This is a genomic window from Pseudomonas moorei (assembly GCF_008801475.1).
GTDB lineage: Bacteria > Pseudomonadota > Gammaproteobacteria > Pseudomonadales > Pseudomonadaceae > Aquipseudomonas > Aquipseudomonas moorei.
In genome coordinates this window covers 36,247-53,861 of the sequence record NZ_VZPP01000024.1, presented here as the reverse complement: position 1 = coordinate 53,861, position 17,615 = coordinate 36,247, and the positions used below count along the sequence as shown (strand labels likewise).

Sequence of the window (17,615 nt, the reverse complement as noted above, 5' to 3'; positions counted from 1 at the left end):
CGCTCTCTGCGGTATTCCACGACCCCTTGCACGCGGCCTGGCTCTGGATAGTCCGGGCTTACCGCGTCCTACCGAAGGCTGCCGAGCAGATCCACCCAGCGGTGGTGTGCTTCCATTCCCAAAGAGCGAGGCGGCATCCGCTGCGCGGCTGCTGCTTTGAAGAGCGTTTGTTTCCCGCGCCCAAACACTCGGCATTAAAGCAGCTCGGCAGAGCAGTCAAGCGTATGGCGCACATTTGAAGCGGTATTTTCTCGCGTGCGAGAATCTCGACAAATGGTCAATTTGGATTTGACCAATAGTTGACTTTGGTGCAGTCCTTTGCGATACTAACTCTGTCGAAGCAATTCCGCTTTGACGGCCTGGATCAAGCGGCGGCAACCGCGCCAGGTAAACCGCGAAGGAGCTACCCATGACTATCACCGCGCAAGCCCCAGCATTCGGCAACTGGCTCACCCCTGGCGACTTCTTGAACTTCGCCAAAAAGATTTGGGCTCCGGTCGCTGAATCGAACATCGAGGCGATGGAGCGCAAGGTTGACGAACTCTACGGCGCGGCATGCAAGCGCTATCCCACCTATGACACCATGGTTCAAAACGCCTTCTGTGCAAGCATGGACGCGGCGTTTGGCACCGATGAGCAAGCCGAGGGAGTGGCAGAAGTCTTTGCGTACGCCCGCGATGCTTATGGCTATATGTCGGCCAGTGAACGCGAGGCGCAACGCCAGGAAGACGCCGACAACGGCATTTGCAGTCATGGCCTGGACAGCATGACTTGCCCTTGCGGTTGCTTCGAGAACGACTAACCCAGACGGAAAAGGAGATTCATCATGGCCCGTGGCGTAAACAAAGTAATCCTGGTCGGTACTTGCGGGCAGGATCCCGAGGTCCGCTACCTTCCCAACGGCAACGCCGTTACCAACCTCAGCCTGGCCACCAGTGAGCAGTGGACCGACAAGCAGACCGGTCAGAAGGTCGAGCGCACCGAATGGCACCGTGTGTCGCTGTTCGGCAAGGTGGCCGAGATCGCCGGCGAATATCTGCGCAAAGGCTCGCAATGCTACATCGAAGGCAAGCTGCAGACCCGCGAGTGGGAGAAGGACGGTATCAAGCGTTACACCACCGAAATCATTGTCGACATGCAAGGCACGATGCAGCTGCTCGGCGGTCGCCCGCAGAACCAGCAACAAGGTGGAGATCCGTACAACCAGGGCGGCAGCAACCAGCAACCCCGCCAACAAGCCCCGCGTCAGCAGCGCCCACAGCAGCCTCCTGCACCTCAGCAGCCGGCGCAGCCTGCCGCAGACTTCGACAGCTTCGATGACGACATACCGTTCATGGATCCGTACCGCTTCAACTGGCACCTACAGTAACCATCATAAGGATTTGATCAATGAGCAAATTTCATATACTCGCTGCCGTTTTAATCCTGGTATCTAGTCCGCTGCTTCTTTCCAGTTTCAACGGCGAGCCAGCACCTAAATGGGCAGTGGCCCTCATCTTGCTGGGCTTGGTCTTGGCCGTGGTAAGCCTGTACTGGGGATCCCTGCTCAAACGCATTCGCGGCAAGGATTAAAGGAGGTGGTGCCTAAGCCTGGCTTGCGCTGGGCTTAGGCCGGCGACTGAAGGAGGGAATAATGAGAACCCGGCGCATGGCCGGGTTTTTTGTCGACAAGTGGTCAAATTGGAATTGACTATTAGTTGACTTTGGTTCGACCCTTTGCGATACTAACCCCGTCGAAGCAATCCCGCCTCGACAGCCTGGAACCAGCGGCGGCAACCGCGCCAGGCAAATCGCGAAGGAGATTCAAAAATGCGTCTATCCAGCAACTTCCGTAACCCTTGCATGGTCCGCAGCGACAGCCCACTGAGCAATGACGAGATCGCCCGCGTAGCACCCTCGATCTTTGCCGAGGAAGCGCACGAAAGCCGCTCCGATCGCTACCGCTACATTCCCACCGTCGACGTACTCGAAGCGCTGCGCAGTGAGGGGTTCATGCCGTTCATGGCCTGCCAAACTCGCGTGCGCAACACCGACAAGCGCGAACACACCAAGCACATGATCCGCCTGCGTCACGCCAATACCATCGTGGCCAAGGAAGCCAACGAAATCATCCTGCTGAACAGCCACGACGGCACCAGCAGCTACCAAATGATGGGCGGTTGCTTCCGTTTCGTATGCGCCAACGGCCTGGTGCTGGGCGAGGCCGCGATGGACCAGAAAGTGCGCCACAGCGGTCGCCAGGATGTTATCGGGGATGTGATCGAGGGCGCGTATGAAGTCCTGAATCAATTCGAGCTGATCGAGGATCAGCGCGAAACCATGAAAGGCATCCAGCTGGGCAACGACCTGCAGCACGCTTTCGCCGAGGCAGCACTTGCCTACCGCTATGACCCAGCGGACGGCCCAGCGCCGGTAACTGCAAGCCAGCTGCTGGCACCGCGTCGCCGCGAAGACGCCACCAATGACCTTTGGTCGACCTTCAACCGCGTACAGGAAAACACCATCAAAGGAGGGCTGCGAGGCCGCAACAAACAAGGGCGCCGTACCAGCACCCGTGCCGTTTCCGGCATTGACCAGGACGTGAAACTCAATCGCGCCCTGTGGGTTCTGGCCCAGCACCTGCGCCAAGCCGCCTAACAGCCCCAGGCCGGGCGCCGTGCGCGCCCGGTCTGCACCAAGTGCAAGGAGATCGCAGCCATGCAAAAAGTTTTCTATGTACCCGGCCAAACCGCAATCATCGACTATGCCCGTGAGATCGGCCCGAATGCTTGGGCCGCGCGCGGAACCTGGCTCATGCTGCCAGAGATCCAGGTAAGACACCCCGGCGCTGTGCTGGGGGATGAAATCGGTTTTCTGAAAGCTCAGGAAGCCGCCCATGGCACCCAGCCGGCGCGCATTACCGAAACCCGGTACGACTTCGCGCTTAGCCGTGCTCAAGTGCTCGACTATCAAGCCGGCGAGGCCGGCGATTCGTTCATACTGCAGGCCCCCGAGATTGGCGACCTGGTGCGCGTGTACGCCCGTTCACGCGGTTGTTACTGGTCGTTCCTTGCACTGCCCACGATCACGCATTGCGAGATCTGGCAACGCATCAGCGAGGCTGGGGGGCCGCGGCTGATTGAACACTGACCCTAGGAGCTGATGAATGCAGCCGATGTACACCAAAGAAGAATGGAAGAAGGTTGCGCCCCTCTTTGCTTCCAAACGCCTGGCTATCTCGACCGTAGAGGTGGCCAAGGCTGTTCTAGTCGATGGCCAGCGCATCACGGATGTAGCGGAGGCTAGGGGGATAAGCAAGCAGACCGCACACGCAGCGGTTAAGCGTGTGCGAAAGATCCTAGAGGACCACGGCGCCGGCGAGCTGGTACCCGTCTTGGTGTGGCTGCCCCCTGATCTGGCGGAGCAGGTACGGGAAATGGCCAAGCCATACCCGCAACCGGCGCCGCAAAAACCGAAGTAACGACAAAAGGAGTTTGATATGAAAACCATCGTAGGTTTGTTTTGGTCGGTGATGGCCGGTTTTGCACTGGCGTGCGCTGTTATTGTTTTCAGCCAGCTACTGGGCGCCGGTTCTGATTCGCTTGGCTTCACTGTCTGGACTTACCGCTATTACACACTGTCGCTTTTCGTAAGCGGCGCCCTGCTAACGTTCTCGAAACCTGCGCGGCAATACTGGAAATGGATGCTGCTTTTCCTCTTGGCCATCGTGCTGGTGATGGCGATTGGTTTTGATGCCTACGCGGAGCCGGCCACCTCTAATTTAGACGTAGCCGCCAACGTAGCTGCCATGACTATGTTCCTGGCAAAGCTGGTTATGTACGTCGTGCCTGGTGGCGTCACCGCCTTCTACGCCTTCACGGCCTACACCAACTTGCCGCCTAAGCCATCCAAACCAGTCGGAAACGACGCCTGAACCCGCCTTGTGAGCTGGCCAGGCCAGCCCACAAACTGATTCCCTCCCTTGTGCGTGCCCCCTTCGGGGGGCGGCTGTCGTGAACCAAGCCCCGGCCAAAAGCGCGCCGGGTCTTGGCCCTTCGGGCTTCCATCCTCACGTCTCCGGCCTACGGCCTGCGCGCTCCGCTTGCCAATTGTATCGTACGGCCCAGGGTTTTACTTTCGGCCCGGCCTCACGCCCGGGCTCCCTTCCACCCCGGGGGCAATCATGATTGAGGTCATACCGGCCAGCAGGCCGGGCGCTGCAGCAGCTCGCGGCAAAGGCTGTGCATGACTCAGGAAATCGCCCTGCGGTTGACCACCGGCCAGGCAATAAAGCGCGCCTGGCCCGTGGACAACCGCACCGTTCGCTCTGGCCCTTGTTGGGGCCCGCTCACGGGACGATTTAGGGGGCGCGAGCTGCTGCAGCGCAAAAGCAGCCTTCGGCGACCAAGAGCTGCGCCCTTGGATCCGCACGCCAAAAGCCTCAAGGCGCTGGTGAGCCCTAACGCATATATGGGGACGATAGAGAATTCGGAAAAAATCGTACGCTAAGCTTCGCGAGTTCTTGTAACCAATTCATTGTTTTTTCAATGGATGAAAGAAAATGGCGAAAGCTATTTGACAAACAAATCGGGATCTTATAACTTACCTACCAAGTAGTCGGTAGATGAAATAAAGCCATGAAACTCAATTCAGATCTTTCGCAGCGTGTTGTCGTCGAGCCTTCAAGCTTACAGTGGGTCGATTCGCCAGCGACCGGGATTCAACGCCAGTTACTGGAGCGTGATGGCGACGAAGTGGCGCGTGCCACCTCGATCGTGCGATACGCGCCGGGCTCCGCTTTTGAAAATCATAAGCACGACTTGGGCGAGGAGATTCTGGTCCTGGACGGCGAATTCAGCGACGAATCCGGGACCTTCGGGCCTGGGACTTACATCAAGAATCCACCAGGTTCTTCGCATGCACCGAGCTCCGCGACGGGTTGCACGTTGTTCGTCAAGCTGCGCCATCTTGATCTAGCCGACAGCCAACGCACCGTGGTCGACACCCGTAACGGCCCCTGGTTTCCAGGCCTCGTGCCGGGTCTGTCGGTGATGCCACTTTCTGAGTTCGACACACAACATACGGCTTTGGTGCGCTGGGCCCCGGGGACACGATTCAATTCGCATCGTCACTACGGCGGTGAAGAAATCTATGTGTTGGAAGGCGTCTTTGAGGATGAGTTCGGAAGCTACCCTACCGGCACATGGATGCGCAGTCCGCATTTGAGTGCTCACCGTCCCTTCAGCAATACAGGCTGCACCATCCTGGTCAAGACAGGCCACCTGCCAGTCGCCGAATCAAATGAGGCGCTTGCATGAAGCATTTCTCCGAAATCTCGCCGACCGCCGAGCGGGTGGTCGATGCCGCTGAAGGGTTGGTACAGCAGCACGGCTACAACGGCTTCTCATACGACGACGTGGCCCAGTTGGTAGGCATCAAAAAACCAAGTATCCACCACCACTTTCCCAAGAAGGGTGAACTCGTGGCCGTGGTCGCACAGCGCTACACGCACCGGTTTCGTGAGGAGTTGCTGAGCATCGAAGGGCAGCATGCGAAAGCGCCTGACAGGCTAACTGCGTATGCGGCACTTTTCGAACGCACCTTCGCCAAGGACCGGCGCCTTTGTGTCTGCGGCATGTTGGGTGCCGAGTCGGACTCGCTGCCGGACGCCGTTGTGAGCGAGGTCGAGCGATTCTTTAAAGTCAATCTCGACTGGTTGACTCTTGTCGTTGCCGATGGTCAGCGTGCCGCGCTGATCACCTCGAATTCCACCCCAGAGGCTCTCGCAGAGGCATTCTTGTGCGCGTTGGAAGGCTCGATGATGGTGGGCCGTGGCATGCGGTCGTCACGCGGACCGGCCGAAGTTGGAAACACTTTTCTTTCCACCGTGTTGACCTGAGGTCGGCACTTTTTTTGCAACACAACCCTACCATTTAGTTGGTAGTTAAGGAGATTATTATGAGTACTGAATTTAATGGCAAGAAGTTGTTGGTCATCGGCGGCACTAGCGGGATGGGACTGCAAACTGCCCGCATGGTTCTTGAGCAAGGCGGAAGCGTCGTCATCGTCGGTCACCGTGAAGACAAGGCCGAAGAGGCCCGCAAGGCGCTGTCGTCGTTGGGCACCGTGACCGCCCTGACTGCCGATCTCTCGCGAGCCGAAGATGTGAAGCGACTCCTGCATACCATCGATGAACACCACAAGGACATCAATCTTCTGGTCAACGCGGCTGGGGTGTTCTTCCCGAAGGCGTTTCTTGAGCACACGGAAAGTGATTACGAACAATATTTGACGTTGAATAAAGCGTTCTTCTTCATCACACAAAAAGTCGTGGCCAATCTCGTGGCCAGCGAGCGTCCCGGCGCCATTGTGAACATCGGCTCGATGTGGGGCAAGCAGGCGATTGCGGCTACGCCGTCGTCCGCGTATTCGATGGCAAAAGCAGGTTTGCATTCGCTGACCCAGCACCTTGCGATGGAGCTGGCATCCAAACAAATCAGGGTCAATGCCGTTTCTCCGGCGGTTGTCGAAACGCCGATTTACGAGGGATTCATACCCAAGGCCGAGGTTCATGGCGCCTTACAGGGATTCAACAGCTTCCACCCAATCGGCAGGGTTGGGACGCCACAAGACGTCGCCGAGGTCATCCTCTTCCTGTTGTCGGACAAGGCAGCATGGGTGACGGGCGCAATCTGGGACGTTGACGGCGGCGTGATGGCCGGGCGTAACACATAATGGGGGAACGAGAAATGAACACAAACATTAAAGGAACTCCCGGCAACGGGATCAACGTCGGCGCATTGCGTGAGTTTGCAGATCAGGTCGCAGCAAAGCCCGCCGCAGGCATCGCGACGTTCGGCGTCGTGACAACCTGGGAGGGTGGCACCCGGACGCGTGCGCGAACCATGCCGCTCGTACTAGGTGACACGGCCTTGGCGCGCGGCTTTGTCATCGACGCGGACGAACCGGCAGAATTGCTCGGTACCGACACGGCCGCTAATCCACAAGAATTGATCCTGGCTGCGTTGAACGCATGCATGACTGCAACCTACGCGGCAAATGCGGCGGCAATGAACATCGAGTTGCAATCGCTGACTATCCGCACGAAGGGAAGCCTCGATCTGAGAGGTTTTCTTGGAATCGATCCTGGGATCAATCCAGGGTACGACCAGGTCGAGTATGAGGTCGAAATGGAGTCGTCGGCGGATTCGGCGGCGCTGAAAGCATTGCACGCGCAGGTGCAGCGAACATCGCCGAATTACCACAACTTCGCGAGAGCCATTGATCTCAAGGCCAAGCTGACCATTCTCCAATGATCGAGTCAGTGTTTCCCGTGGTTGGCTGACGGGAGGCCAAACCAGATGCGCTATGACGGAAGGTTCAACCTTCCGTCATCACGTTCTCTGGAATACGCAGTGTCAATTTGAGGTATACCCTAACTGGATGTCAGGCAGGGCCGCTGTCGTTTTCAGAAGACGACCGCACCATCCGACTGGATGTAACGCCTGGTGTGCATACGGCTCCTGACAGCCCAATATCAGGAGTCGTCTGCACCAATCTCGACTATGCTCAATACTCGTGTGCACCAAAGCGAGGTTTGGGCATGACATCAGACACTCCACCGATTGCCGCGCAAGGCGTGGCCACCCTGCCCGACGAGGCATGGGCGCAAGCCCGGCACCGGACGGAAATCATCGGGCCACTGGCAGCGCTTGAGGTGGTCGGGCATGAAGCCGCCGATGAGGCAGCCCAAGCGCTGGGCCTGTCCCGGCGACAGGTATATGTCCTGATCCGTCGCGCCCGGCAGGGTACTGGCCTGGTAACAGACCTGACGCCCGGCCGATCCGGCGGCGGCAAAGGCAAGGGGCGCTTGCCGGAACCGGTCGAGCGCATCATCCGCGAGCTGCTGCAAAAGCGCTTCCTGACCAAGCAGAAACGCAGCCTGGCGGCGTTCCACCGCGAAGTCGCGCAGGCGTGCAAAAGGGGTTTGGGGAGCAGTGGAACCAAAAACCAACGTAAGGCTTAGCTAGAGTTCACCGCTGCCGAAAATAGGGGCGGTTATCCAGACTTTGTTTTACTGAACGACTTTTCTGCACTGCTTTTCATGCGTTTGGACGGCCTGGCGTCAGTGCCTGCCAGGGTTCGACAAAAGGATGGTTTTCCCGAACTAACCAGACGCCACAAGGGTTTGCGGGCAGGCGCTGGGCTTAAGTGCACTTTCTGTTCCGTTGCTCCCCAAACCCCTTTGCCGCGGCGCGTGCCTTGGTCCGAGCTTGCTCGAAGGCCAGCAGTACGCGCCGGGCTTCTTCTAGGAAGACCTGTCCCGCCAATGTGAGACGAACACCGCGTGGCGAGCGGTCGAGCAGCGACACCCCTAGATCCGCCTCCATCTGGTGGATCGTGCGCGACAGTGGAGACTGTTCGATGTGCAGCCGTCGAGCGGCTCGGCCGAAGTGCAGTTCCTCTGCCACGGCGATGAAGCAGCGAAGATGGCGTATGTTCATGCTGGGGTTATGCCGAGATAAGGCAAAAATTAGGACATTCGTTCTGTAAATATATGATTTAAAAGGTTATTCGAGAGGCCGTGGCTTGCTGGTCATCCACCGTCTGGCTAGCCGTCTATGCTGATGCTTTTGCCTCGCTTGGGGGATGTGTTCAATGGCATCGGTGGAAAGAACAGCCTACCCTATCTTGCCCAGTCAGCTACCGGCCAAGGAGCTTCATCGAAGCTATTCCCTGTCTGATTCAGAGATCGAATGGGTCAACAACACCGCTAAGAGTCCAGCGCTCTCGATTGGGCTGGCAATCCAGTTAAAGGTGTTTCAGCAGCTGCACTATTTCGTTCCGTTCGAGGAGCTTCCTCAGGAACTCATCAGTCATGTCCGGCAATGCCTCCGCTACGGCGCACGAATAGCTCCACGCTATAGCAATCCCCGCACCCTTTACCGGCACCAAGCAGCGGTACGGCAGTACCTGCAGGTTACCCCCTTCTACAGCAGCGACGGGCTAGCGGTCACTGAGCAGATCGCACGTGACTGCGCTGTAGTTCTTGAGCAGCGAGTCGATCTCATCAATGCCATGCTTGATGAGCTGATTCAGCGTGGCTATGAGCTTCCGGCTTATTCGACGCTCAACAACCTCGCAGAAACCGCCTTGGCGAGTGCCCAGGAAGTTACCTTCAACCTAGTCGTGACTCGAGCGCCAATCGAGGTGATCTACAAGCTGAAGGAGCTGCTCGACACCGACTTCGGCCGGCGCCAGAGCGATTTCAATGCGCTGAAACAGGCACCCAAGAAGCCATCTCGCAAGCACCTGGAGGTGCTGATCGACCACTTGGCCTGGCTAGAGAGCTTCGGGGACCTGGAGGCCATCTTTGAGGGGATCGTCGATGCCAAGATTCGCCACTTTGCTGCCCAAGCCGCGGCGGCGGACGTCTCCGAGCTGAAGGACTGCTCGCTGCCGAAGCGCCACACGCTGATGCTGGCCTTGATATATCGAATGCGTGTGCGAACTCGGGACCACCTGGCCGAGATGTTCATCCGGCGGATTTCGACGATCCATAAACGCGCCAAGGAGGAGCTGGAACAAATCCAGGCGCGACAACGCCAGAAGCTGGAGCAGTTGGCGGCGACCCTGGACGGCGTGGTGCAGATTCTGGTTCAAGAACCGGATGACCAGGAAGCTGGCAGCCTGATTCGGGAATACCTCTCCCCTGATGGCAATCTGGATCGGTTGCGTGAGACTTGCGCCGAAGTCCAAGCTACCGGCGGTAATAACTACCTGCCGTTGATCTGGAAGCACTTCAGGTCCCATCGCTCGCTGTTGTTCCGTCTCAGTCACCTTCTCCAACTGGAGCCCACGACTCAGGATCGGTCGCTGACTCAGGCACTTCAACTGATCCAGGACAGCGAGAATCTACACCGCGAATGGATCGACGAGCACGTCGATTTGTCGTTTGCGTCGGAGCGCTGGGTCAAGGTCGTTCGTCGCCCTTCGAGTGAGGGGCCACCGACCAACCGGCGCTATCTGGAAGTTTGCGTTTTCTCCTACCTGGCCAGCGAGCTGCGATCCGGCGACATGTGCGTACAAGGGTCGGTATCCTTCGCCGACTATCGCAAGCAGTTGCTACCCTGGGAGGAATGTCTCCAGCGACTACCGGCCTACTGCGAAAAGATGGGGCTGCCTGGCACAGCGAAGGAGTTTGTTGCCTCTCTCAAGACCCAGTTGGAGGAAACCGCGCAACAACTGGACGAGAAATTCCCATCATGCCGAGGGGACGTATCGATTAACGAAGCTGGAGAACCGGTGTTGCGCCGAGTAGCGGCGCGGGACATCCCCCCTTCGGCCATCTCGCTGCAGACGGCGCTTATGCAGCGCATGCCGGCCAGGCATGTGCTCGATATCATGGCTAACATCGAGCATTGGATTCAGTTCACGCGGCATTTCGGGCCCATGTCCGGTAACGAGCCGAAGCTCAAAGAGCCTGCCGAGCGCTACCTGATGACGATCTTCGCCATGGGCTGCAACCTAGGCCCTAGCCAGGCTGCACGGCATCTGACCGGTAATGTCACGCCACACATGCTGTCCTATACGAATCGCCGTCACCTCTCGCTGGAAAAACTGGACAAGGCTAACCGCGAGTTGGTGGAACTCTACCTTCAACTTGATCTGCCCAAGCTCTGGGGCGATGGCAAGGCGGTGGCTGCGGACGGCACGCAGTTCGACTTCTATGATGACAACCTGCTGGCCGGCTACCACTTTCGCTACCGCAAAATGGGAGCCGTGGCCTATCGGCACGTGGCCAACAACTACATCGCCGTGTTCCAGCACTTCATCCCGCCGGGCATCTGGGAGGCGATCTACGTGATCGAGGGGCTGCTCAAGGCTGATCTCAGCGTCGAGGCTGACACGGTGTACTCCGATACCCAAGGGCAGTCGGCCACGGTGTTTGCCTTCACCCATCTGTTGGGCATCAATCTGATGCCACGTATTCGCAACTGGCGCGACCTGGTGATGTGCCGGCCGGATCGCGGTGCTTCGTACAAGCATATCAACCGCCTGTTCACCGACACTGCCGACTGGAACTTGATCGAAACCCACTGGCAGGATCTGATGCAGGTCGCATTGTCGATCCAGGCCGGCAAGATTTCCTCGCCCATGCTGCTGCGCAAACTCGGCTCCTACAGCCGGCGCAACAAGCTCTACCATGCGGCTCAGGCACTGGGCAGCGTGATCCGTACGATCTTCTTGCTCAACTGGATCGGCAGTCGCGAGTTGCGCCAGGAGGTCACCGCGAACACCAACAAGATCGAGTCCTACAACGGTTTCTCCAAGTGGTTATCTTTCGGCGGCGATGTGATTGCTGAAAACGATCCGGACGAGCAGCAGAAACGGCTGCGCTACAACGACATGGTGGCCTCGTCGGTGATCCTGCAGAACACTGTGGACATGATGCGCATCCTGCATAAACTGGCCCGCGAGGGCTGGCAGTTCACCGATGAGGACGTGTCGTTCCTCAGCCCCTACCTGACCAGCAACGTCAAGCGCTTCGGTGAGTTCAACCTCAAGCTCAATAGGCCACCGGAGCCCTGGATCAAGGACTCGGTATTCCAACAGGCCGCCGGCTCGCTTCGAGCCAACACGGCCAGCAAGACCGGTGCCTAGGAGGCAACATGATCGAGATCCCTCCCGCGACTTTTCGAGTCACACCCTACGGAGAAGTGGATGGTGTAGCACTGGACAAGCTGCGAGCCAGCTTCGACACCTCCCAGCTTCTGCGACTGGTTGACCAATTCGATGCCTGTCTGGCTGAGTTAGGTGGAGTTGTGGCTGTCCGAGATGAGCTGCTGAAGCTTCATGCGATGGCCCTAACCCTTGTAGAGGGTGTGCCACTGACAGTACCTACTGAGAATGCCTGCATCTGGACGGAGGCTGAGTCGCTGCAACAGAATCTCGAGACCCTCGCTGGGTGGGTGCGCTCTGCTCAAGCTGGAATAATCCCCTTGGTCAATCTAGCGCCCGACCACGAACAGTAAGCACTTGGGAGAGTGCCTATATTGTAAATGCGCAGGCTTGAGGAAAGACCATCTCTTGCCGGATTAAATCTTCGACAGCGGCAATCCAATACTTATCGAGCGACCAGCCGAAGAACTTGACCTGTCTCACCCGAGCGTCAGGGGCCAGCACCAGATGGCGAGTGGCCTTGGCCAGCGTTACGATCAACAGTAAGCTCCAAAAGGGTTCCCGCAGGACGCCAGCCACTACTGTGAGTGGATCACCAATAATATGTACCCAGCTGATCAGCAGCGACCAGCGCCCGAAGCGGTGATAAGCCTGCTGGGTCTTTTCCAGTTTTTCTTCGCTGACGGGAAACCAGCGTTTGTGTCGGTAGTGTTCGATAAAACGGCCCAACAGCCAGTTCAGTGCTTAGCCCAGTACATTGCCCGTGGTCGCCACGGCCAGCCGTGTCCAGGCGGCATAGGGGTCGGTCAGCAGCAAGCCGACCAGCACCGCTTCCGGCTGCATGGGCAGCAGCGTGGCGGCACCGAAGGCGGCGAGGAACAGGCCGAAATAGCCGGATAACTCGCACATCAGGCTAGGCGTTCAGGCCGATCCAGCCATGGACACCCACGTAAATCCCCACACCGATGATCAATAGGCTGGACAGGTACGGAGCGCGACGCGCCACAGCACCAAGCCAGGGCCAGCGATTGGACGCCTGGCGTGCTCCGATAGCGGCGGCAGCACCAACGGTAACCAGGGTGATGGCCAGGCCAATGCTGAAGCACAACACCAGCACGGCTCCCAGCGCGACTTCCTTCACTTGTAGGCAGAGCAGCAGCACGGTGATCGCTGCCGGGCAAGGAATCAGCCCGCCCGTCAAACCGAACAGGATGATCTGGCCCGTGGTGACGTTGCGATTGCTAAAGCGCTTGCGGATATCGTTGGCATGCGCCCGCTCATGGGCATCCTGGTAGCCCTCCAACGACAGCTCCAGGCCCTCCAGTTCTGCATGATCATGGCCATGACCGTGGCCGTGCTCGTGGAACTCCAGATCATAGTCGTGAGAATGACCGGCATGGCCGAGGCTCAGGCGCGCTGTGAATTCGTGGGGTTCGGGAATCTCGTCCACTGACTCCAGGTAGTCACCTCGGTCGACGAAGCGAAACTGCTGGGCCAGGCCATCGGGGCGGGTCGTCAGCAGGCTCATTTCAGCTGCCGACCAGGCATGGCCAGTCAAGATATTCAGTCGCCAGCGCGGAGGGACGCCCTCTTCGAAGATCGACAGTTCGATGCGCCCATGCCCGGTGTCGATGCGCTGCATTTCATCGTGGTGGTGATAGTCATGCTGAAGATCATCGCCTTCCTCGAAGCGCCACATCTGCTCGCCACGCCAGGTGCGCCAAAGCATCCACAGGGCGATGGTGATAATTATGGCGGCGGACGCAAGCTGGAAATACGGCTCGGTGGTTTCGGCATTCAGGTTCTGCCCCAGGTACATGCCGGCCATGGCCACCAGCCAAACCACTGCGGTGTGGGAAAGCGTTGAGGCCAGTCCCAGCAGAACAGCCTGCTTCACCGTGCCGCGAATGGCCACGATAAACGCCGCCATCATGGTTTTCGAATGCCCTGGCTCTAGGCCATGCAAGGCTCCCAGCAGGATGGCACTGGGGAAGTACAACCAGGCCTGCGAGGCTCCCTGTTGCAGCAGTTCAGCGAAGCTCGACATGGGAAAAGGCCTAGAGGTACTTAGTGATTTGCTTGAAGTCTTCGAGCGATGCGCGTTCACCTGTCGCGAGTGCTTCGACGGTGTGTTCCAGGCAGTGATCGATATGGTCTTGGATAAGCACACGCTTGGCCTGGCAGACGGCTTTTTCCACGGCATGCAGTTGCTGAGCGATGTCGACGCAGGCCCGGCTGTCTTCGATCATGCTGACGATGCTGCGCAGGTGGCCCTCCGCACGCTTCAACCTTTTGATGATATCGCTATGACTTTGGTGCTGATGGCCGTGTTCGTGATCGCTCATGCCTTGAGTCTCATGCATCGATGAATTACGCTCGCATCCTATCCCCCTGGGGGGGATATGGTCAAACCAACTACCCCTTCAGAACAACCATCCGCTTAGGCATCAAAAGAAACACGACATGCTCAGCAACCCCATCAGCACTAAGGTGATTTTTGCCCTTGCTCTGGCCATCTTGATAGCCTGGGCCGGGCACACCTCTGCGCTCTTTATGGGTTCGAGTCAGCCAGTCGGGAGTGGCAACAATGGCGCACATTCGCATACCCATGGTGACGAGGCGCTCGCCTGTGCTGCATACGGGGATCACTGCCACTCACCGCTGACCGCCGACCATGTGCATGAAACACCGCACCTGACCACGCTGCTCAGCATCAGCACGCTGCCTGAACGTACGCAGCCGATACCCGCCCCTCGTTACTCCATTCCTCCAAGCCCGATCTTCCTGATTGAACGGCCACCGCGCGCCACATTCGTGCTCTGACATAGGCTGCTGTGCGGCCCAAGACCCCTTTAACTCAGGACTCAACCATGGATTCGTTATCCATGAGCGCAATGGGCGCATTTGTCGTGCGTCCGAATCGCTCGTTATTACTGCTGCTGTTGTTTATGGGCACCTCGAATAACGCGAGGTTTTCAGTGAATCCGACCGCCAAATGATGGCCATGATCGAATTCGGTTCGATTTCTGCGGCGAATCACCGCTTTCTGGGCGGTGTCGCCCCGTTTTTCTTCCGAATCGCCCTCTGCAGCGGCGATTCGGCCCACTCCGGGCGTCAGAAGGCCTTGATTCCCGCCTTCTGGAAGTACACCAGCCGCTTCAAGTTGTAGCAGGCCGCCATCATCGTCATCGCAAAGTTCGCGCGCCCCTGTCCGATGGTACGGATCAACTTGCCGCCCATCTGCTCGATGCTCGCGAACACGTGCTCCACTCGGGCACGCGTCTTGGCGATGCGGTGGTTGCGCCGTTGCTGACACTCGGAAAGGGGCTTGTTGCGGTACCCCTTCCTCTGGATCTGATTACGATAGCCGTGATCCTTGAGCCAGCCCTCCCGGTCTGCGCTGGTGTGGCCTCGGTCCGCATAGACATCGCGGCTCGTGTTGCTCCGGTCGATGAGCGCATCGAAGTGCTTGCTGTCATGGACGCTGGCCGTATCAGTCTCGAATTTGCGGATGATCTTGTACTTCTTGTCCACGTTGACCGAGAGCTTGTAGCCGAAGTGGTTCTTGCCGTGCTTCTGCGTCCAGGTGGCATCCGTATCCTTCTGGCGCCGTTTGGCTGGCTTCCAGTTAGCCGGCATCGCGCCTTCCCTGACCAGCTTGTTCTCCTCACGGCTGTTACGTTGCTTGGGAGCAGGCACCAGCGTGGCATCGACGATTTGGCCGCCGCGGGCGATGAATCCGTGCCGGAGCAGTTGGGCCGTGACACCGTCGAACAGGACCTTCGCGCCGGCGTCGCCGATGCGGTTCTCGAACGTCCACACGGTCGTTCGATCCGGAATATTGACCGCGCTGGCCAACCCGCAGAATCGCTTGTAGCTCATCCGGTCAAGCAACTGGTACTCCATCTGTTCATCCGACAGGTTGTACAGCCGCTTGAGCACCAGAATCCGCACCATCGTCTCCGTCGGATACGGCGGGCGACCGCCTTGAGGGCTGACAGGGCGCGGCGCTACCCGATCGACTTCCGCCGCAAGTGCCGCGAAATCGATGTACGACTCGATCTGGGCCAGCGGATCTCCAAGCGTGTCGATCTTCTTCCGATGATGTTCGTCAGCGAACAGGTCCGTCTTGATGGCAGTGCGCTTCTTCATGGCTGGTGTCAGAGAACGAAATCAGGACAACGCAATTTTACCAATCGCAGGGGGCCGAGGTTTTTCGAGGTGCCCTGAAGGAAGTCTGCTACGCCCCGAGCGTATGGGAAGGCTGGCAACGCTGGCGGGCCTGGCTACGGCATGCCCGTGACAGGGGCTTAGCGCTTCGCCAAAAACCTCAGGCGCTATATCCGCGGCATCCTCGCCAGCGCCCGTTTTCCCATGCATACCAGCCTGCTGGAGGGCGTGAACAACCGAATCAAGGTGATCAAGCGCATGGCCTATGGTTTCCGGGGCTCGGACTACTTCTTCCTGAAAGTCAAGGCTGTCTTCCCCGGGAAAGCGCGATGAACCTTTTTTATCGCTGCCTTGATCAAATCGACAGGTGGTTATGCGCGATTGATGATTTGCTCAAATACAGCCAGCGTGCTGTAGATTTTCTCTCATACCCCCCCTTTCTTTTTTACAAAGAAAATCAATAATTTAGATGAAATAAGGGGATCGGTATAAGCAATGGCATGGCGGTTGCTAGCTATACGAGACTTAAAATAAAAGGAGAATCTGACTATCGGCGTATTCGCCAAGGCGGCCGGGGTCAATGTGGAAACCATCCGGTTCTACCAACGCAAGGGCTTGCTGCCTGAGCCGGAGAAGCCCTATGGCGGCATCCGCCGTTACGGTGACGCCGATGTGGCGCGCGTGCGGTTCGTGAAATCAGCCCAGCGGCTGGGCTTCAGCCTGGATGAGATCGCCGAGCTGCTGCGGCTGGAGGATGGCACCCATTGCGAGGAAGCCAGCAGTCTGGCCGAGCACAAGCTCAAGGACGTGCGCGAGAAAATGGCTGACCTGGCGCGCATGGAGGCCGTGCTGTCTGATTTGGTGTGCGCCTGCCATGCGCGGAAGGGGAACGTTTCCTGCCCGCTGATTGCGTCACTGCAAGGGAAGAAAGAACCGCGCAGTGCGGACGCGGTGTAGCCCGAGGGAACTACGCCTTAGCGTGCTTTATTTTCCGTTTTCTGAGGCGACTCCAACGTCAGAAAAGACCGTGCGGTCGACTTTTGATATTTCGTGCTGTCGCCTTCTGAAAGTGACAGCCGCGCCGCTTAGTCAGAATAGAGTCATCTTTCGCATTTTTGACACATGCCTGCGAAGGTCATAGATTTCAGCCTGACAGAAACGGGGTTTGAGGCACAACGGAACAGAAGGAGCACTTAAGCCGCCTTCAACCAAGGAGACATCGTGCAGGGGCACCGCATCGGCTACGTCCGGGTCAGCAGCTTCGACCAGAACCCGGAACGCCAGCTGGAACAGACACAGGTGAGCAAGGTGTTCACCGACAAGGCATCGGGCAAGGACACCCAGCGCCCCCAGCTCGAAGCGCTGCTGAGCTTCGTCCGCGAAGGCGATACAGTGGTAGTGCACAGCATGGATCGCCTGGCGCGCAACCTCGATGACCTGCGCCGCCTTGTGCAGAAGCTGACCCAGCGCGGCGTGCGTATCGAATTCCTGAAAGAGGGCCTAGTCTTCACCGGCGAGGACTCGCCGATGGCCAACCTCATGCTGTCGGTGATGGGTGCCTTCGCCGAGTTCGAGCGCGCCCTGATCCGCGAGCGGCAGCGTGAGGGTATCGCCTTGGCCAAGCAGCGTGGCGCGTACCGAGGCCGCAAGAAAGCCCTGTCAGATGAGCAGGCTGCTACCCTGCGGCAGCGAGCGACGGCCGGCGAGCCCAAGGCGCAGCTTGCCCGCGAGTTCAACATCAGCCGGGAAACCCTCTACCAGTACCTCCGCACGGACGACTGATA

22 protein-coding genes and 3 pseudogenes are annotated in these 17,615 nt (G+C 58.3%); 20 read left to right on the top strand and 5 right to left on the bottom strand.

Annotated elements, in window-relative coordinates:
• From F7R06_RS30925 to F7R06_RS29355, 13 genes are all read left to right on the top strand, one after another.
• On the top strand, positions 1–239 hold a 239-nt coding region (locus F7R06_RS30925; RefSeq protein ID WP_212613255.1), incomplete at its 5' end, for a hypothetical protein.
• 170 nt (positions 240–409) lie between these two features.
• Entirely contained in the window at positions 410–802 is a 393-nt protein-coding gene (locus tag F7R06_RS29415; protein WP_011005874.1) for a regulatory protein RecX, read from the top strand.
• Positions 803–826: 24 nt separating this feature from the next.
• A complete protein-coding gene (locus tag F7R06_RS29410; protein ID WP_011005875.1) occupies positions 827–1,369 on the top strand; it encodes a single-stranded DNA-binding protein in 543 nt (180 codons plus the stop codon).
• A gap of 20 nt (positions 1,370–1,389) precedes the next feature.
• A complete protein-coding gene (locus F7R06_RS29405; protein WP_062378630.1) occupies positions 1,390–1,572 on the top strand; it encodes a hypothetical protein in 183 nt (60 codons plus the stop codon).
• 237 nt (positions 1,573–1,809) lie between these two features.
• Entirely contained in the window at positions 1,810–2,637 is an 828-nt protein-coding gene (locus tag F7R06_RS29400; protein ID WP_011005876.1) for a DUF932 domain-containing protein, read from the top strand.
• 60 nt (positions 2,638–2,697) lie between these two features.
• On the top strand, positions 2,698–3,129 hold the full coding sequence (locus tag F7R06_RS29395) for a hypothetical protein (protein WP_011005877.1): 432 nt from the start codon (positions 2,698–2,700) through the stop codon (positions 3,127–3,129).
• Between the two features lie 16 nt (positions 3,130–3,145).
• Positions 3,146–3,460 carry a TrfB-related DNA-binding protein gene (locus tag F7R06_RS29390; RefSeq protein ID WP_011005878.1) on the top strand — a complete coding sequence of 105 codons (315 nt, stop codon included), beginning with the start codon at positions 3,146–3,148 and terminating at the stop codon, positions 3,458–3,460.
• An 18-nt stretch (positions 3,461–3,478) separates the two neighbouring features.
• Positions 3,479–3,913, top strand: a complete 435-nt coding sequence (locus F7R06_RS29385; RefSeq protein ID WP_011005879.1) for a hypothetical protein — start codon at positions 3,479–3,481, stop codon at positions 3,911–3,913.
• Positions 3,914–4,616: 703 nt separating this feature from the next.
• The gene (locus F7R06_RS29380; RefSeq protein ID WP_004574802.1) at positions 4,617–5,297 is read left to right on the top strand and encodes a cupin domain-containing protein; all 681 of its coding nucleotides are present in this window, start codon (positions 4,617–4,619) and stop codon (positions 5,295–5,297) included.
• Positions 5,294–5,878, top strand: coding sequence for a TetR/AcrR family transcriptional regulator (locus F7R06_RS29375; protein WP_004574803.1), 585 nt, complete (start codon positions 5,294–5,296; stop codon positions 5,876–5,878). Before F7R06_RS29380 ends, F7R06_RS29375 begins: the two co-directional genes overlap by 4 nt.
• 59 nt (positions 5,879–5,937) lie before the next feature.
• A complete protein-coding gene (locus tag F7R06_RS29370) occupies positions 5,938–6,714 on the top strand; it encodes an SDR family NAD(P)-dependent oxidoreductase (RefSeq protein WP_004574804.1) in 777 nt (258 codons plus the stop codon).
• A gap of 14 nt (positions 6,715–6,728) precedes the next feature.
• Positions 6,729–7,295 carry an OsmC family protein gene (locus tag F7R06_RS29365; RefSeq protein ID WP_004574805.1) on the top strand — a complete coding sequence of 189 codons (567 nt, stop codon included), beginning with the start codon at positions 6,729–6,731 and terminating at the stop codon, positions 7,293–7,295.
• Between the two features lie 287 nt (positions 7,296–7,582).
• On the top strand, positions 7,583–8,005 hold the full coding sequence (locus tag F7R06_RS29355) for a helix-turn-helix domain-containing protein (RefSeq protein ID WP_011005881.1): 423 nt from the start codon (positions 7,583–7,585) through the stop codon (positions 8,003–8,005).
• Positions 8,006–8,219: 214 nt separating this feature from the next.
• Here F7R06_RS29355 and F7R06_RS29350 read toward each other — a convergent pair.
• Positions 8,220–8,483: pseudogene (locus F7R06_RS29350) on the bottom strand (LysR family transcriptional regulator); the annotation flags it as partial.
• A 154-nt stretch (positions 8,484–8,637) separates the two neighbouring features.
• Here F7R06_RS29350 and F7R06_RS29345 point away from each other — a divergent pair.
• The gene (locus tag F7R06_RS29345) at positions 8,638–11,643 is read left to right on the top strand and encodes a Tn3 family transposase (RefSeq protein ID WP_023082813.1); all 3,006 of its coding nucleotides are present in this window, start codon (positions 8,638–8,640) and stop codon (positions 11,641–11,643) included.
• Positions 11,644–11,651: 8 nt separating this feature from the next.
• Positions 11,652–12,014, top strand: coding sequence for a Tn3 family transposase post-transcriptional regulator TnpC (gene tnpC / locus F7R06_RS29340; RefSeq protein ID WP_010953865.1), 363 nt, complete (start codon positions 11,652–11,654; stop codon positions 12,012–12,014).
• A 142-nt stretch (positions 12,015–12,156) separates the two neighbouring features.
• Here tnpC and F7R06_RS29335 read toward each other — a convergent pair.
• From F7R06_RS29335 to mreA, 3 genes and pseudogenes are all read right to left on the bottom strand, one after another.
• Positions 12,157–12,570, bottom strand: a pseudogene (locus F7R06_RS29335) (YqaA family protein); the annotation flags it as partial.
• A gap of 4 nt (positions 12,571–12,574) precedes the next feature.
• Complete coding sequence (gene mrdH, locus F7R06_RS29330) at positions 12,575–13,708, bottom strand: Ni(II)/Co(II) efflux transporter permease subunit MrdH (protein WP_010953868.1); 1,134 nt, start codon at positions 13,706–13,708, stop codon at positions 12,575–12,577.
• 10 nt (positions 13,709–13,718) lie between these two features.
• Positions 13,719–14,006 (bottom strand): metal-sensing transcriptional repressor MreA, encoded by a 288-nt coding sequence (mreA, locus tag F7R06_RS29325; RefSeq protein ID WP_010953869.1) that lies wholly within the window; start codon positions 14,004–14,006, stop codon positions 13,719–13,721.
• A 118-nt stretch (positions 14,007–14,124) separates the two neighbouring features.
• On the opposite strand from mreA, the gene F7R06_RS29320 reads away from it, so the two are divergent.
• Positions 14,125–14,484, top strand: a complete 360-nt coding sequence (locus tag F7R06_RS29320; RefSeq protein WP_010953870.1) for a hypothetical protein — start codon at positions 14,125–14,127, stop codon at positions 14,482–14,484.
• Between the two features lie 47 nt (positions 14,485–14,531).
• Positions 14,532–14,660, top strand: coding sequence for a hypothetical protein (locus F7R06_RS31280; protein WP_023082812.1), 129 nt, complete (start codon positions 14,532–14,534; stop codon positions 14,658–14,660).
• A 115-nt stretch (positions 14,661–14,775) separates the two neighbouring features.
• On the opposite strand, the gene F7R06_RS29310 is transcribed toward F7R06_RS31280, so the two are convergent.
• Positions 14,776–15,813 carry an IS5 family transposase gene (locus tag F7R06_RS29310; RefSeq protein WP_023082810.1) on the bottom strand — a complete coding sequence of 346 codons (1,038 nt, stop codon included), beginning with the start codon at positions 15,811–15,813 and terminating at the stop codon, positions 14,776–14,778.
• Positions 15,814–15,872: 59 nt separating this feature from the next.
• Here F7R06_RS29310 and F7R06_RS31640 point away from each other — a divergent pair.
• From F7R06_RS31640 to F7R06_RS29290, 3 genes and pseudogenes are all read left to right on the top strand, one after another.
• Positions 15,873–16,164 (top strand): annotated as a pseudogene (locus tag F7R06_RS31640) (transposase); the annotation flags it as partial.
• A 210-nt stretch (positions 16,165–16,374) separates the two neighbouring features.
• Positions 16,375–16,788: a mercury resistance transcriptional regulator MerR gene (merR, locus tag F7R06_RS29300; protein WP_090315691.1), complete on the top strand. Its 414-nt coding sequence runs from the start codon at positions 16,375–16,377 to the stop codon at positions 16,786–16,788.
• A gap of 264 nt (positions 16,789–17,052) precedes the next feature.
• Complete coding sequence (locus F7R06_RS29290) at positions 17,053–17,613, top strand: recombinase family protein (protein ID WP_001161490.1); 561 nt, start codon at positions 17,053–17,055, stop codon at positions 17,611–17,613.
• Positions 17,614–17,615 lie beyond the last annotated feature (2 nt).

What these genes read in the sequence shown, in the direction of transcription:
- F7R06_RS29415 (WP_011005874.1), top strand. Translation starts at nt 410, where the DNA reads ATGACTATCACCGCGCAAGCCCCAGCATTCGGCAACTGGCTCACCCCT.
- F7R06_RS29410 (WP_011005875.1), top strand. Translation starts at nt 827, where the DNA reads ATGGCCCGTGGCGTAAACAAAGTAATCCTGGTCGGTACTTGCGGGCAG.
- F7R06_RS29405 (WP_062378630.1), top strand. Translation starts at nt 1,390, where the DNA reads ATGAGCAAATTTCATATACTCGCTGCCGTTTTAATCCTGGTATCTAGT.
- F7R06_RS29400 (WP_011005876.1), top strand. Translation starts at nt 1,810, where the DNA reads ATGCGTCTATCCAGCAACTTCCGTAACCCTTGCATGGTCCGCAGCGAC.
- F7R06_RS29395 (WP_011005877.1), top strand. Translation starts at nt 2,698, where the DNA reads ATGCAAAAAGTTTTCTATGTACCCGGCCAAACCGCAATCATCGACTAT.
- F7R06_RS29390 (WP_011005878.1), top strand. Translation starts at nt 3,146, where the DNA reads ATGCAGCCGATGTACACCAAAGAAGAATGGAAGAAGGTTGCGCCCCTC.
- F7R06_RS29385 (WP_011005879.1), top strand. Translation starts at nt 3,479, where the DNA reads ATGAAAACCATCGTAGGTTTGTTTTGGTCGGTGATGGCCGGTTTTGCA.
- F7R06_RS29380 (WP_004574802.1), top strand. Translation starts at nt 4,617, where the DNA reads ATGAAACTCAATTCAGATCTTTCGCAGCGTGTTGTCGTCGAGCCTTCA.
- F7R06_RS29375 (WP_004574803.1), top strand. Translation starts at nt 5,294, where the DNA reads ATGAAGCATTTCTCCGAAATCTCGCCGACCGCCGAGCGGGTGGTCGAT.
- F7R06_RS29370 (WP_004574804.1), top strand. Translation starts at nt 5,938, where the DNA reads ATGAGTACTGAATTTAATGGCAAGAAGTTGTTGGTCATCGGCGGCACT.
- F7R06_RS29365 (WP_004574805.1), top strand. Translation starts at nt 6,729, where the DNA reads ATGAACACAAACATTAAAGGAACTCCCGGCAACGGGATCAACGTCGGC.
- F7R06_RS29355 (WP_011005881.1), top strand. Translation starts at nt 7,583, where the DNA reads ATGACATCAGACACTCCACCGATTGCCGCGCAAGGCGTGGCCACCCTG.
- F7R06_RS29345 (WP_023082813.1), top strand. Translation starts at nt 8,638, where the DNA reads ATGGCATCGGTGGAAAGAACAGCCTACCCTATCTTGCCCAGTCAGCTA.
- tnpC (WP_010953865.1), top strand. Translation starts at nt 11,652, where the DNA reads ATGATCGAGATCCCTCCCGCGACTTTTCGAGTCACACCCTACGGAGAA.
- mrdH (WP_010953868.1), bottom strand. Translation starts at nt 13,708, where the DNA reads ATGTCGAGCTTCGCTGAACTGCTGCAACAGGGAGCCTCGCAGGCCTGG.
- mreA (WP_010953869.1), bottom strand. Translation starts at nt 14,006, where the DNA reads ATGAGCGATCACGAACACGGCCATCAGCACCAAAGTCATAGCGATATC.
- F7R06_RS29320 (WP_010953870.1), top strand. Translation starts at nt 14,125, where the DNA reads ATGCTCAGCAACCCCATCAGCACTAAGGTGATTTTTGCCCTTGCTCTG.
- F7R06_RS31280 (WP_023082812.1), top strand. Translation starts at nt 14,532, where the DNA reads ATGGATTCGTTATCCATGAGCGCAATGGGCGCATTTGTCGTGCGTCCG.
- F7R06_RS29310 (WP_023082810.1), bottom strand. Translation starts at nt 15,813, where the DNA reads ATGAAGAAGCGCACTGCCATCAAGACGGACCTGTTCGCTGACGAACAT.